The organism is Aeromicrobium sp. Leaf272 (assembly GCF_001422865.1).
In the GTDB taxonomy this organism is placed as follows: Bacteria; Actinomycetota; Actinomycetes; order Propionibacteriales; family Nocardioidaceae; genus Aeromicrobium.
In genome coordinates, this window is sequence record NZ_LMMY01000015.1 from 164,917 (window position 1) to 178,897 (window position 13,981).

A 13,981-nucleotide genomic window follows, 5' to 3' on the forward strand; every position below is an offset into this window, starting at 1 on the left:
CCCTCAGGCGAGGCCCGCTCATGGCCCGCCGTCGACGTTGCGCCGACGCAGGTACCGCTCGAACTCGCGCGCGATCGCGTCGCCGCTGGCCTCGGGCAGCTCGTCGGTGGTGTGCTCGCTCTCCAGCTCCGCGACGTACTCGGCGATCTCGGGATCCTGGCCCATGAGGTCGTCGGCGCCGTGCTGCCACGCCTGCGCCATCTCCTCCAGCGACCCCTGGGGGAGCGCGACACCCACCGCGTCCTCCAGGGCGCCGAGCAGGGCCAGGGTGGCCTTGGGGCAGGGAGGGTCGGCCACGTAGTGCGGCACGGCCGCCCACAAGGAGATGGCGGGGAGGCCCTCGGCCGAGGCCACGTCGCCCAGGACCGCGTTGATGCCGACCGGTCCGACGTAGCTGGACGGGCGGAGCGAGAGACGCTCGGCGAGGACCGGGTCGATGGTGGAGCCGCTCACCGGCACCGGCCGCGTGTGCGGGGTGTCGGCCAGCAGGGCACCGAGCGTGACCACCTCGGTGACGCCGGCCAGCCTCGCCAGGCCGAGCACGGTCGAGCAGAAGCCCTTCCAGCGGAAGTTCGGCTCGGGCGCCTTGAAGAGCAGGACGTCACGATCGGACGACCGGGGGCGGGCATGGAACAGCGTCGGCGTGGGCCAGTGCAGCACCCGGGCGCCGTCCTCGTCGGGGTGGACGATCGGGCGCGAGACCTGGAAGTCGTAGTAGTCCTCCGGGTCGAGCTCGGCCAGGACCTGCGCGTCCCACTCGTCGACGAGGTGGTCGACGACGGACGACGCGGCGTCACCGGCGTCGTTCCAACCCTCGAACGCCGCCACCATCCAGGGATCGTTCAGAGGGGGGATCGACTGCACGTCACCACCCTACGGGCCCGGCGGGGGTGCCGGGCCCGGGGCGGCGAACAGCACCGGCGGGGGTGCCGGGCCGCCACGTGCCCTACTCGCTGTCGGGGCGGTAGCCGAGGTTCGGTGAGAGCCAGCGCTCGGCCTCCTCGACGGTCCAGCCCTTGCGCTCGGCGTAGTCGGCCACCTGGTCGCGCCCCAGTCGCCCGACCACGAAGTACTGCGACTGCGGGTGCGCGAAGTACCAGCCGCTCACCGAGGCGCCCGGCCACATGGCCATGCTCTCGGTGAGCTCGATGCCGGTGTGCTTCTCGACCTCGAGCAGGTCCCACAGGGTGCTCTTCTCGGTGTGCTCGGGGCAGGCCGGGTAGCCGGGCGCCGGGCGGATGCCGACGTACTTCTCGGCGATGAGGGCGTCGCTGTCGAGCGACTCCTGCGGCTGGTAGCCCCAGATCTCGCGACGCACCCGCTCGTGCAGGCGCTCGGCGAAGGCCTCCGCGAGCCGGTCGGCGAGCGCCTCGAGCAGGATGGCGCTGTAGTCGTCGAGCGCCTCCTTGAACTCGGTGATCTTGTCGCCGATCCCGTGGCCGGCCGTCACCGCGAAGGCGCCGACGTGGTCGGGGAGACCGGTCTCCACCGGTGCCACGAAGTCGGCCAGGCTCTTGTGCGAGACGCCGGCGCGGTGCTCGGTCTGCTGGCGCAGGTGGTGCAGGGTCGCGGCGACCTCCTCACGCTGCTCGTCGGCGTACACGACGGTGTCGTCGCCCGACCCGTTCGCCGGGAAGATCCCGACGACTCCGCGGGCGGTGATCCAGCGCTCCTCGATGATCCGGTCGAGCATCTCCTGGGCGTCCGCGTACAGCTTGGAGGCCACCTCGCCCGTGGCCGGGTTGTGCAGGATGTCGGGGAAGCGTCCCTTCATCTCCCAGGCGTTGAAGAACGGCTGCCAGTCGATGTACTCGCGCAGCTCCGCGAGCGGGTAGTCGTCGAGCACGTGCGGGACGCCCACCTCCCACTGCGGCTCGGCGGGGGAGTACTCCGACCAGTCGACGACCGTGCGGGCGGCGCGGGCGTCGGCGATCGACAGGAGCTTGCGGGTGTCCTGACGGGCGGCGTGGCGCTCGCGCAGGCCGTCGTAGTCGTCCTTGAGCGCCTCGAGGAACGGCGGGCGCTGCTCGTCGGAGAGCAGCGACGCGACGACCGGCACCGAGCGGGACGCATCCTTCACCCACACGACCGGGCCGTGGTACCGCTCGTCGACCTTGACGGCGGTGTGCGCACGCGAGGTCGTGGCACCCCCGATCAGCAACGGCACGTCGAAGCCCTGCCGCTCCATCTCGCCGGCCACGGTGACCATCTCGTCGAGGGACGGCGTGATGAGGCCGGACAGGCCGATCGCGTCGGCGTCGTGCTCGCGCGCGGCGTCGAGGATCTTCTGGACGGGCACCATGACCCCGAGGTCGATCACGTCGTAGTTGTTGCACTGCAGGACCACGCCGACGATGTTCTTGCCGATGTCGTGGACGTCGCCCTTGACCGTGGCCATGATGACGGTGCCGTTGCTGCGACCCTGGTCCGCGGCGTCCTTGGTCGCCTCGATGTAGGGGATCAGGTAGGCGACGGCCTTCTTCATGACCCGGGCCGACTTGACCACCTGGGGCAGGAACATCTTGCCGGCCCCGAACAGGTCGCCGACGACGTTCATGCCGGACATCAGCGGCCCCTCGATGACCTCGATGGGCTTGCCGCCGCGCTCCTCGATGAGGGCGCGCAGCTCCTCGGTGTCGGCCTCGACGTGCGCGTCGATGCCCTTGACGAGGGCGTGGGTGATCCGCTCGCCGATGGGCAGGGAGCGCCACTCCTCGCTGGCGGCCTCGGCCTTCTCGCCGGTGCCGGCGAAGTCCTGCGCGATCTCGAGCAGACGCTCGGTGGCGTCGTCGCGTCGGTTGAGGATCACGTCCTCGATCCGCTCGCGGAGCTTCTCGTCCACCTGGTCGTAGACCACCAGGGCACCGGCGTTGACGATGCCCATGTCCATGCCCGCCTGGATGGCGTGGAACAGGAACACGGCGTGGATGGCCTCGCGCACCGCGTTGTTGCCGCGGAACGAGAACGACACGTTGGACACGCCACCGGAGACCAGGGCCCCGGGCAGGTTCTGCTTGATCCAGCGGGTGCCCTCGATGAAGTCGATCCCGTACTCGGCGTGCTCCTCGATGCCCGTGGCGACCGCGAAGACGTTCGGGTCGAAGATGATGTCCTCGGCCGGGAAGCCGACCTCGTCGACGAGGATCCGGTACGCCCGCTCGCAGATCTGCTTGCGGCGCTCGAGGTTGTCGGCCTGACCGTCCTCGTCGAAGGCCATCACGACCACGGCCGCGCCGTACTTGCGGCACAGCCGCGCGTGCTCGCGGAAAGGTTCCTCGCCCTCCTTGAGCGAGATCGAGTTCACGATCGACTTGCCCTGCAGGACCCGCAGCCCGGCCTCGATGACCTCCCACTTGGAGGAGTCGACCATGACCGGGACGCGACAGATGTCGGGCTCGGCGGCCACCAGCTTGAGGAAGCGGTCCATGGCCGCGACCCCGTCGATCATGCCCTCGTCCATGTTGACGTCGATGACCTGCGCGCCGTTCTCCACCTGCTGGAGGGCGACTGCCAGCGCCGTGTCGTAGTCACCGTCGCGGATCAGGTTGCGGAAGCGGGCCGACCCCGTGATGTTGGTGCGCTCGCCGACGTTGACGAACAGCGACTCCGGGGTCACGACGAGCGGCTCGAGCCCGGAGAGCCGCAGCGCGGGATCGACCGTCGTGGGCACCCGCGGGGGCAGGCCCTCGACCGTCGCCGCGATGTGCGCGATGTGGTCGGGCGTCGTGCCGCAGCACCCACCCACGAGGTTGTAGAGACCGGCCTCGGCGAACTCGCGCAGGACGGCGGCCGTCTGGTCCGGCGTCTCGTCGTACTCGCCGAAGGCGTTGGGCAGCCCGGCGTTCGGGTAGCAGGAGACGAAGCAGTCGGCCAGGCGCGAGAGCTCGGCCACGTAGGGGCGCATCTCCTCGGCGCCGAGGGCACAGTTGAGGCCGACCAGGAGCGGCTTCGCGTGCCGGACGGAGTACCAGAAGGCCTCCGTGGTCTGCCCGGACAGCGTGCGTCCCGAGGCATCGGTGATGGTGCCGGAGATGACGATGGGCCACCGGCGGTCGTACTCCTCGAACACGGTCTCGACCGCGAAGATCGCGGCACGTGCGTTCAACGTGTCGAAGATGGTCTCGATGAAGACGAGGTCGCTGCCGCCGTCGAGCAGGGCGCGGGTCGCCTCGGCGTAGGCGTCGACCAGCTCGGCGTAGGAGACGTTGCGGGCGCCGGGGTCGTTGACGTCGGGCGAGATGGACGCGGTCCGCGTGGTCGGCCCGAGGGCGCCGGCGACGTAGCGGGGCCGACCCGTGGCCTCGGCGACGGCGTCGGCCTCGCGACGCGCGAGCGCGGCGGCCTCGTAGTTGAGCTCGTAGGCGAGCTCGACCATGTCGTAGTCACGCAACGAGATCGCGTTGGCGTTGAACGTGTTGGTCTCGATGATGTCCGCGCCGGCCTCGAGGTACTCGCGGTGGATGCCGGCGACGATGTCGGGCTGGGTGAGCGTCAGGAGGTCGTTGTTGCCGACCACGTCGCTCGGCCAGTCCTTGAAGCGCTCACCGCGGTACCCGGCCTCGTCGGGACGGTCGCGCTGGATCGCGGTGCCCATGGCGCCGTCGAGCACCAGGATGCGCTCGCTCAGTCGAGCGGTCAGGTCCGCGGTGGCGTCGGGGCGCCACGCCTGGGGTCGGGTCACACGCTGCTCCACGGTCGGCTCTGTCCTCCACGATCGACACTGCGAGACGCCCGCGCCGCGGCACGGACTCGGGCTCGTCGGGGTTGATGTGGGAATCCCCAGCCGGCGGCGGGCTCGCGTGGACCTTCGCGGAGATTCGCTCCCATCCTCCCACGAGAACGCAAGGGTCCGTGGGAGGTCACGGTCAGAGCGGGTGGGCGATCTCGTCGGCGGGCATCCGGGCCCACACGATCGCGACCGCGGCCACGACGAGCGGCACGGCGGCGGCGACCAGGAACACCTCGCGCAGACCCACCGCCTCCGCCGTGGGACCGGCGATCGCGACCGATGCGGGCACCAGCAGCAGCGAGACGAAGAAGTCGAGGCTGGAGGCCCGGCCGAGCAGCTCGGGCGGCACGCGACGCTGCAGCAACGTGCCCCAGATCACCATCGGCGCGGAGATGAGCACCCCGACGACGAACAGGGCGACGGCGATGAGCGGCACCGACGACGTGAAGCCGACGACCACGAGCGGCAGGCACCCGACGCCCCACATGAGGTTCATGACCGTGAGGTAGCGACGCGGCATGCGCAGCATGCTCATGCCGAGCGACGCGAGCGCGCTGCCGGCGCCGTAGGCCGCGAGGATCCACGCGTGCCCCGTGGCGTCGCCTCCGCCCTCCTTGACCACGAACGGGATGAGGACGTCCATCGGTCCGATGACCAGCAGGAGCATGAGGCACGCGAACAGCAGCGTGGCCAGGAACCACGGCGTGGTGACCATGTAGCGCAGCCCGATCCGCAGGTCGGCGAGAGCACCCCGCACGGGATGGCCACCGAGGCTGGCCGGGTCGCGGCGCAGCGGGACCGGGCGGAGCAGCAGCAGGGTGAGCAGGCAGCCGAGCTGGCAGACGGCCACGAGCAGCAGGGCCCACGCCGGCGAGGCGAACGCGACCACGACGCTGCCGAGCGCGGGGCCGCCCGCGTGCTGGAGCGTGGGCCGCAGGAACCCCTCCACGCCGTTGGCGGCGAGCAGGTCGTCGGACTCGACGATCGAGGGGAGCAGGGCGCTGTAGGCCGGGAAGTAGAAGCCGACAGCCATGCCCAGCACGGTGCCCCCGACCGTGAGGTGCCAGATCTCGAGCCCGCCCCCGAGCGCCAGGGCCGCGACGCCCAGGAGCACGACCATGCGGGTCGTGGCGGTGGCCATGAGGATGCGACGCTGCGGCACGCGGTCGGCGACGACGCCGCCGACCAGCACGGTGGCCACCATGCCGAGGGAGTAGCCCGTGATGGCGAGCGACAGGGCACCGGGGCCGCCCCCGAGCGCGATGACCTGCCACACGACCGCGATGACCCAGACGCCCTCGCCGAGCAGCTCGAAGGCCGCCGCACCGATCAGCGGTCGGTACTGCGGATGGCGGAACGGGCGCAGCGGTCCGCGGGCCCAGGTGCGCACGGCGTCGGCCCCGTGGGCGGGCGGGCGGGGCGTGAGCTCGGTCATGACGGGTCCAACCTAGGCGTGGAGTCCGACGGAGCGTCTTCTAGGCTCGTGCGGTGACCTTCCCCGCCGCCGTCCTGTGGGACCTCGACGGCACCATCGTCGACACCGAGCCGCTCTGGATGGCCGCCGAGACCGCCCTGGCGGCCCGGCACGGGGCCATCTGGACCGAGGAGGACGGCCTCGCCCTCGTGGGAAGCGACCTGCTCGAGGCCGCGCACCGGATCGAGGCCCGCATCGGCTCCGGGCTCCACCCCGAGCAGATCGTCGACCACCTCGTGAACGAGCTCGGCGAGGCGATGCGGCGAGACCAGCCCTGGCGTCCGGGCGCTCCCGAGCTGGTGCGGGCCCTCGCCGAGGCCGGTGTTCCCCAGGCCCTCGTGACGATGTCGTACCGCTCGATCGCCGCACCGGTCGTCGAGGCGCTGCCCTTCGACGCCGTCGTCACCGGCGACGAGGTCAGCCGCGGCAAGCCGCACCCCGAGCCCTACCTGGCGGCCGCCCGGATGCTGGGGGTGGACCCGGCCGACTGCCTGGCCGTCGAGGACTCCGCGACCGGAGCCGCCTCGGCGGACGCCGCCGGCTGCGTCGTCCTCGTCGTGCCGCACATGGTCACGGTGCCGGACGGTCCGCGCCGCCTGGTGCGGCCCAGCCTGGCCGGCCTCGACGTCTCGATGCTGAGGGAGCTCTGGGCCACCGCGTGACGCCTGGACCGCCCGCTAGGTTGGCGTCGTGAGCGTCCCGTCCAGCCCGCGTCCTGCAGGCACCGTCCGGTTCGGCCGGCTGGCGGGTGCTGACCTGCTCGCCCGGCCCTCGCTGCTGCTCATGGGCGTGGTGCTCGTCGTGCTGTTCGCGCCCCGCTTCGCCGTCGAGGCCAGCACGAACGCCTACGTGGTCGCCGCGTCGTTCGTCCTGGCGCTCTACGTCTCGGTCCTCGTGCACGAGCTCGCGCACCTCGCCGTCGCCCGGTCGTTCGGCATGCGGGTCCCGACGGTCACGCTGCACCTCCTCGGCGGCGAGACCGCCATCGAGGGCGAGAGCCGCACGCCGTGGCAGGAGCTGGTCACGTCGGTCGTCGGTCCCCTCGCCTCGCTCGCGATCGGTCTGCTCGCCCACGGGATCGCGGACGGCTCCACCGGCGTCGCCCGTGACCTGTGGTGGTCGATCGGCTGGGTCAACCTGCTGGTCGCCGCCTTCAACATGCTCCCGGGTCTCCCGCTCGACGGTGGCCGGGTCCTGCGCGCGATCATCTGGCAGCTCACCGGGTCCGAACGTCGGGGTGTCGTGGTGACCGCGTGGATCGGACGTCTGGCGGCCCTCGCCCTGGGCGTCCTCGTGGTCGTGCGGGCCGTCCAGGGCGCCGCCTGGGGCGCCCGCTGGTGGATCGACGTGCTGCTCGTCGGCTTCGTCGCCTTCTTCCTCTGGACGGGAGCCACGGCCGCGCTGCGCGGTGCCGACCGCGGGGCACGCATGAACGCGCTGCGCGCCGACGAGCTCGGCCGCCCCTTGGGCGACGACGTGTCGCCGGAGTGGCCGCGCCTCAGCGTGCGGGCCCGGGGCACCACGCTGCTGCGGGCGATGACCGCCCACCCCGCCGACGTGTACCTGCTCGTCGACGACGACGACCGCCCGGTGGGGATCCTGCTGGCGGCGGACGTCGACACGGCCTACCGAAGGGAATCATGACCACCTGGATGCGCAGTGGACCGTTCGTCGAGGGGGAGTGGGTACGACTCTCCGACGCGAAGGGGCGCAAGCACAACATCCGGCTCGAGGTCGGGCGTGAGTTCTCGACCAAGAAGGGCCAGCTCCGCCACGACGACATCATCGGCGAGCCCGAGGGCATCGTCGTCACGTCCACGCTCGACGGGCAGTACCAGGTGTTCCGTCCGCTGCTGTCGGAGTACGTGGTCTCGATGCCCCGCGGCGCCGCGATCATCTACCCCAAGGACGCCGCCCACATCGTCACGATGGCCGACATCTTCCCGGGCGCGCGGGTCGTGGAGGCCGGAGCCGGCTCCGGCAGCCTGACCGCCTACCTCCTGAGGGCGATCGGACCCGACGGGCACCTGGGCTCGTACGAGATCCGTGAGGAGTTCGCCGAGACGGCCCGCCAGAACGTCGAGCAGATCGTCGGGCCGGACCTTCCGCAGTGGACGCTCACCGTCGGTGACGTGCGCGAGGTCATGGCCGAGCCGGAGATCGACCGGCTCGTGCTCGACATGGTGGACCCGTGGTCGTGCGTCCCGCTCGCGGCCGAGCGCCTGGTCCCCGGTGGTCTCGTGTGCGCCTACGTGGCCACCACCACGCAGCTGTCGCGCTTCGTGGAGACCCTGCGTGCCGACGGTGGCTTCACGGAGCCGACGGCGTGGGAGACGATGCAGCGCGGCTGGCACCTCGAGGGACTCGCCGTGCGCCCCGACCACCGCATGGTCGGGCACACCGCCTTCCTGGTCACCGCGCGGCGCATGGCACCCGGACACCCGGCGCTGGAGAAGACCCGTCGCCCCGCCCCGGGGGCCTACGGACCCGACTACGACGGGCCCCGACCGGCGGGCATGTCCGACTGATCACCTCGGGCACCGCAGGCACGGCGAAACCGGATCGTCATCCGGCGCGCGCTCGGTCGACCCTTGGTGCAACCTGATCTCGGCTAGGGTCGAACTCGACGAGCAGGAGGTGGCGATCGTGAACGAGAACCCCGGTGGATCGGAACACGAGCTGGCGTACCTGCGCGCGGAGGTCGAGCACCTCCGGCGCCGGTTGGGCTCGGAGGGTTCCCTCGACTCCAGGCTGTCCGACCTCGAGGCCCGACTGTCCTCGACCAACGCGCAGAACGAGCGGCTCACGTCCACGCTGCGCGAGGCACGTGACCAGATCGTCACGCTCAAGGAGGAGGTCGACCGGCTCGCCCAGCCGCCGACCGGCTTCGGCACGTTCCTGCAGCTCAACGCCGACGAGACGGTCGACGTGTTCACCGGTGGCCGCAAGCTGCGCGTCACCGTGAGCCCTGCCGTGGACAGGGACGAGCTCCGCAAGGGCCAGGAGGTCATCCTCAACGAGGCCATGAACGTGGTCGCGGCGCTGGACTTCGAGACGACCGGCGAGGTCGTCATGCTCAAGGAGATCCTGGCCGACGGCGAGCGCGCCCTGGTCCTCGGCAACGCCGACGAGGAGAAGATCGTCCGGCTCGCCGACTCGCTGCTGGGGATGAAGCTGCGTGCGGGCGACTCGTTGCTGCTCGACGGCCGCGCCGGGTACGTGTACGAGCGGATCCCCAAGAGCGAGGTCGAGGAGCTCGTCCTCGAGGAGGTCCCCGACATCGACTACGAGTCGATCGGAGGCCTGCGCAGCCAGATCGAGTCGATCCGCGACGCCGTCGAGCTCCCGTACCTGCACCCCGAGGTCTTCATCGAGCACGAGCTCAAGCCGCCGAAGGGCGTGCTGCTGTACGGGCCGCCCGGCTGCGGCAAGACCATGATCGCCAAGGCGGTCGCGGCGAGCCTGGCCAAGAAGGTCTCCGAGCGCACCGGCGAGGAAGGACGTTCCTTCTTCCTCAACATCAAGGGCCCCGAGCTGCTCAACAAGTACGTCGGCGAGACCGAGCGGCACATCCGGCTCGTCTTCCAGCGTGCCCGCGAGAAGGCCAGCGAGGGCACGCCGGTCATCGTCTTCTTCGACGAGATGGACTCGTTGTTCCGCACCCGCGGCTCGGGCGTGTCCTCCGACGTCGAGAACACGATCGTCCCGCAGCTGCTCAGCGAGATCGACGGTGTCGAGGGCCTCGAGAACGTGCTCGTGATCGGCGCCTCCAACCGCGAGGACATGATCGACCCGGCCATCCTGCGCCCGGGACGCCTCGACGTGAAGATCAAGATCGAGCGACCCGACGCCGAGTCCGCCCGCGACATCTTCAGCAAGTACCTGACGCCCACGCTGCCGCTGCACCCCGACGACCTGGCCGAGTGGGGCGGTGACCGCACGGCCACGACGCAGGGCATGATCCAGCGCACCGTCGAGGCCATGTACACCGAGTCCGAGGACAACCAGTTCCTCGAGGTCACGTACGCCAACGGCGACAAGGAGGTCCTGTACTTCAAGGACTTCAACTCAGGGGCGATGATCCAGAACATCGTGGACCGCGCCAAGAAGATGGCGATCAAGGACCTGCTCGAGACCGGCCAGAAGGGCCTGCGCGTCCAGCACATGCTGCAGGCCTGCCTCGACGAGTTCAAGGAGAACGAGGACCTCCCGAACACGACGAACCCCGACGACTGGGCACGCATCTCGGGCAAGAAGGGCGAGCGCATCGTCTTCATCCGCACCCTCATCACGGGCAAGGGTGGCAACGAGCCGGGTCGCTCGATCGACACGGTCGCGAACACGGGGCAGTACCTCTGAGCGCACGACCCGGGGAGCGCAGCGCGGCCGGTCCCTCGGACCGGCCGCTGCTGCGTCGTGCCCGGTACGCCGACCCCGACGTCGTCGCGATGACCACCGAGGTCCAGGCCGAGTACGGCCGGCTGTACGGCGGCAGCGGCGACATCTCGCCGATCGAGGACGAGCACTTCCTGCCCCCGCACGGGCTCTTCCTGGTGCTGGAGGTCGACGGCGCGGCGGCCGCGATGGGCGGCTGGCGTCGCGGCGGACCGCAGGGGGAGTCCGACGCGGAGATCAAGCGGATGTTCGTGCGCGAGGCGTTCCGCCGGCGGGGTCTGGCGCGTGTGGTGCTGACCGAGCTGGAGCGCACTGCGGCCGAGGCGGGGCTACGCCGGCTCGTGCTGGAGACCGGCACGCAGCAGCCCGAGGCGATCGCCCTGTACCGGTCGGCCGGGTACGTCGACGAGCCGGCGTTCGGCTTCTACGCGGCCTACGACGACAGCGTCCACCTGGCGAAGGTGCTCAGCTCCTGACCATGCGTCGGGTCGTCCAGTGCAGACGTCCGATGTCGTGCGGTCCGGTGCCGCGGTGCTGCTCGATCGCTGCGGCGTAGTGGCCGACGAGCTCGGAGCACACCGCCTGCCAGCTCCTCCCCTCCACGGAGCGGCGCGCCGCCCTCCCGAACGCCGCTCGCTTGGCGTCGTCGCCGGTCAGGTCACGCACCCGCTCGGCGAGGTCGGCGAGGTCGCCCGGCTCGTAGAGCCAGCCGGTACGGCTGTGGTCGACGAGGTCGACCGGCCCTCCGACACCGGCGGCCACGACCGGGACACCGGAGGCGAGGCCTTCCTGGACCACCTGGCAGAACGTCTCGGTCTCGCTCGTGCTGACCAGCACGTCCAGGCTCGCCACCGCGGTGGCCAACGCCGAGCCGTGGAGCATGCCGGTGAAGTGGGCCCCGGGCAGCAGCCGCTCGAGGCGGGTGCGCTCCGGTCCGTCGCCCACCACCACCAGCCGGATCCCGGCCTGGTGCTGCAGGGCAGCCAGGTCCTGGACCTGCTTCTCGGGCGCGAGCCGGCCGACGTAGCCCACGAGACGTTCGCCCGCGGGAGCGAGCTCCCGTCGCCACGTCTCGTCCCGCCGGGTGGGGGAGAACCGGTCGGTGTCGACCCCGCGGCGCCACAGCCGGAGCCGGTCGACCCCGCGCTCCTCCAGGGTCCGGATCGTGGCCGTCGACGGGGCGAGGGTGAGGTCGGCCCGACCGTGCAGGTCGCGGACCCGCTTCCACAGCAGGGTCTCCACGCCCCGCACCCCGTAGCGACCGGCGTAGGTCGGCACGTCGGTCTGGTAGACGGCGACCACGGGCAGGTCCAGCGCCGCTGCGGCCAGGGCCGCTCGCCAGCCCAGGGCGAACGGCGACGCGAGGTGCACCACGTCGGGGCCGAAGTCCCGCAGGATCGCGGTGAGCGGGGAGACCCGTCCGGTGGCGACCCGCACGTCGGCGTACCCCGGGAACGACCAGGCCGGCACGGTCACCACGCGGGCCCCGGCCACGGTGGCGGGCACGTCCGGTCCGGCGTCGGGTGCGACGACCAGCACGTCGTCCCCGCGGGCCGCGAGGTGGTCCAGGACGCGGAGCACCGAGTGCACGACGCCGTTGGTCTGGGGGAGGAAGGACTCTGCGACGATCACGATCCTCATGCCGCGAGCCTCGCGGGCGCCGACGACGCCACGGTCACCGCGAGGTGGCCGACGGTTGAAGGGTGGGCGACGAGCGTGCGCACGGTCCGGTCGTCGTACCCACCGGGCGCCGGACGTCGGGGGAGTGGGGCGGGGACGCCTACTCTGGGGCCATGACGGTGAGACGCGTGCAAGGCAGCGAGGTCGAGTACGGCATCGCCGTCCAGGGACAGCCGAACGCCAACCCGATGGTGGCGTCGACGCACGTCGTGAACAGCTACGCCGCCGCCCACGGGCTCACCCGGCGCGCCCGCTGGGACTTCGAGGAGGAGAGCCCGCTGCGCGACGCGCGCGGGTTCGACCTGAGCCGGGAGGTCGCCGACCCGACCCAGCTCACCGACGAGGACCTGGGCCTGGCCAACATCATCCTGACCAACGGCGCCCGCCTGTACGTCGACCACGCGCACCCCGAGTACTCCTCGCCGGAGGTCACGTCGCCCCGCGACGTCGTCGTCTGGGAGAAGGCCGGCGAGCTCGTGATGCGGCGCGGCGCCGAGCTCGCCGCCCAGGTGCCCGGCGCGGGCTCGATCGTGCTCTACAAGAACAACATCGACAACAAGGGCGCGTCCTACGGCTCGCACGAGAACTACCTCGTGGACCGGGCGGTCCCGTTCGACGCGATCGTCGCGCAGCTGACGCCGTTCTTCGTCTCGCGCCCCGTCGTCTGCGGCGCCGGCCGGGTCGGGCAGCGCCAGGACGGCAGCGTGCACGCCTACCAGCTCTCGCAGCGCGCCGACTACATGGAGGTCGGCGTGGGTCTGGAGACCACGCTCAAGCGACCGATCGTCAACACGCGCGACGAGCCGCACGCCGACCCGAAGAAGTACCGACGTCTGCACGTGATCATCGGTGACGCGAACCTGGCCGAGACGTCGATCTACCTCAAGCACGGCACCACCTCGATCGTCCTCGCCATGCTCGAGGCGGGGTTCCTGACCCCGCCTCCCGCCCTGGCGCAGCCGGTCAAGGCCCTGCACGACATCTCCCACGACACGACCCTCACCACGCTCGTGGAGCTGCAGGACGGCACCACCGCGACCGCCCTGGACCTGCAGTGGCACTACCTGGAGCAGGCACGGGCCTTCGTGGCCCGCGAGGGGTCCGACGAGCAGACCGACGACGTGCTGCAGCGCTGGGAGAGCGTGCTCACCCGGCTCGCCCGCGACCCGATGGAGTGCGTCCGCGAGCTCGACTGGGTGGCCAAGCTGTCGCTGCTGGAGTCCTACCGGGACCGCGACGGCCTCGACTGGGACCACGCCAAGCTCCACCTCGTCGACCTGCAGTACCACGACGTCCGTGCCGAGCGCGGCATCTACCACCGGCTCGTGCACTCCGGACGGATCGACCGGATCGTCAGCGACGCCGAGGTGGTGCGCGCCGTCGAGGAGCCGCCGCACGACACCCGCGCCTTCTTCCGCGGCCGCTGCCTGAGCACCTTCGCCTCCGAGGTCGCCGCAGCCTCCTGGGACTCGGTGATCCTGGACCTGCCGGGCTACGAGTCCCTCCAGCGGATCCCGACCATGGAGCCCCTCCGCGGCACCGCCGACCACGTGGGTGCGCTCTTCGAGTCCAGCGCCGATGCCACGGCGCTGTTCCGGGCGATCACCGGCCGCTGAGTCCCGCGCCCGCAGGCGACGCATCGGTCCGGCCGCGAAAAGCACCCGCCAGCGACAGGCCCGAACTCGAGCGGCGTGTGGGTCGCA

At 71.3% G+C, this 13,981-nt stretch carries 10 protein-coding genes; 6 read left to right on the forward strand and 4 right to left on the reverse strand.

Features of this window, described 5'->3' with window-relative positions:
- Positions 1 to 18 precede the first annotated feature (18 nt).
- From ASF38_RS16020 to ASF38_RS16030, 3 genes are all read right to left on the reverse strand, one after another.
- A complete protein-coding gene (locus tag ASF38_RS16020) occupies positions 19 to 864 on the reverse strand; it encodes a PAC2 family protein (protein ID WP_235492966.1) in 846 nt (281 codons plus the stop codon).
- Between the two features lie 82 nt (positions 865 to 946).
- Positions 947 to 4,594: a methionine synthase gene (metH, locus tag ASF38_RS16025; RefSeq protein WP_235497772.1), complete on the reverse strand. Its 3,648-nt coding sequence runs from the start codon at positions 4,592 to 4,594 to the stop codon at positions 947 to 949.
- Positions 4,595 to 4,865: 271 nt separating this feature from the next.
- Positions 4,866 to 6,164: an MFS transporter gene (locus ASF38_RS16030; RefSeq protein ID WP_082480827.1), complete on the reverse strand. Its 1,299-nt coding sequence runs from the start codon at positions 6,162 to 6,164 to the stop codon at positions 4,866 to 4,868.
- A 53-nt stretch (positions 6,165 to 6,217) separates the two neighbouring features.
- On the opposite strand from ASF38_RS16030, the gene ASF38_RS16035 reads away from it, so the two are divergent.
- The 5 genes from ASF38_RS16035 (at position 6,218) to ASF38_RS16055 (ending at position 11,074) form a co-directional block, all read left to right on the forward strand.
- Positions 6,218 to 6,865 (forward strand): HAD family phosphatase, encoded by a 648-nt coding sequence (locus ASF38_RS16035; protein WP_056577358.1) that lies wholly within the window; start codon positions 6,218 to 6,220, stop codon positions 6,863 to 6,865.
- A gap of 28 nt (positions 6,866 to 6,893) precedes the next feature.
- Positions 6,894 to 7,847 (forward strand): site-2 protease family protein, encoded by a 954-nt coding sequence (locus ASF38_RS16040; RefSeq protein ID WP_055968214.1) that lies wholly within the window; start codon positions 6,894 to 6,896, stop codon positions 7,845 to 7,847.
- Positions 7,844 to 8,731, forward strand: a complete 888-nt coding sequence (locus tag ASF38_RS16045) for a tRNA (adenine-N1)-methyltransferase (protein ID WP_055968217.1) — start codon at positions 7,844 to 7,846, stop codon at positions 8,729 to 8,731. Before ASF38_RS16040 ends, ASF38_RS16045 begins: the two co-directional genes overlap by 4 nt.
- Before the next feature lie 109 nt (positions 8,732 to 8,840).
- Positions 8,841 to 10,562 (forward strand): proteasome ATPase, encoded by a 1,722-nt coding sequence (gene arc / locus ASF38_RS16050; protein WP_055968220.1) that lies wholly within the window; start codon positions 8,841 to 8,843, stop codon positions 10,560 to 10,562.
- An 89-nt stretch (positions 10,563 to 10,651) separates the two neighbouring features.
- Positions 10,652 to 11,074: a GNAT family N-acetyltransferase gene (locus ASF38_RS16055; RefSeq protein ID WP_056577363.1), complete on the forward strand. Its 423-nt coding sequence runs from the start codon at positions 10,652 to 10,654 to the stop codon at positions 11,072 to 11,074.
- On the opposite strand, the gene ASF38_RS16060 is transcribed toward ASF38_RS16055, so the two are convergent.
- Complete coding sequence (locus tag ASF38_RS16060; protein ID WP_056577367.1) at positions 11,064 to 12,239, reverse strand: glycosyltransferase family 1 protein; 1,176 nt, start codon at positions 12,237 to 12,239, stop codon at positions 11,064 to 11,066. The two genes, ASF38_RS16055 and ASF38_RS16060, sit on opposite strands and share 11 nt — an antisense overlap.
- Before the next feature lie 152 nt (positions 12,240 to 12,391).
- Between ASF38_RS16060 and dop the strand changes: the two genes are divergently transcribed.
- On the forward strand, positions 12,392 to 13,894 hold the full coding sequence (gene dop, locus ASF38_RS16065; RefSeq protein ID WP_056577370.1) for a depupylase/deamidase Dop: 1,503 nt from the start codon (positions 12,392 to 12,394) through the stop codon (positions 13,892 to 13,894).
- Positions 13,895 to 13,981 lie beyond the last annotated feature (87 nt).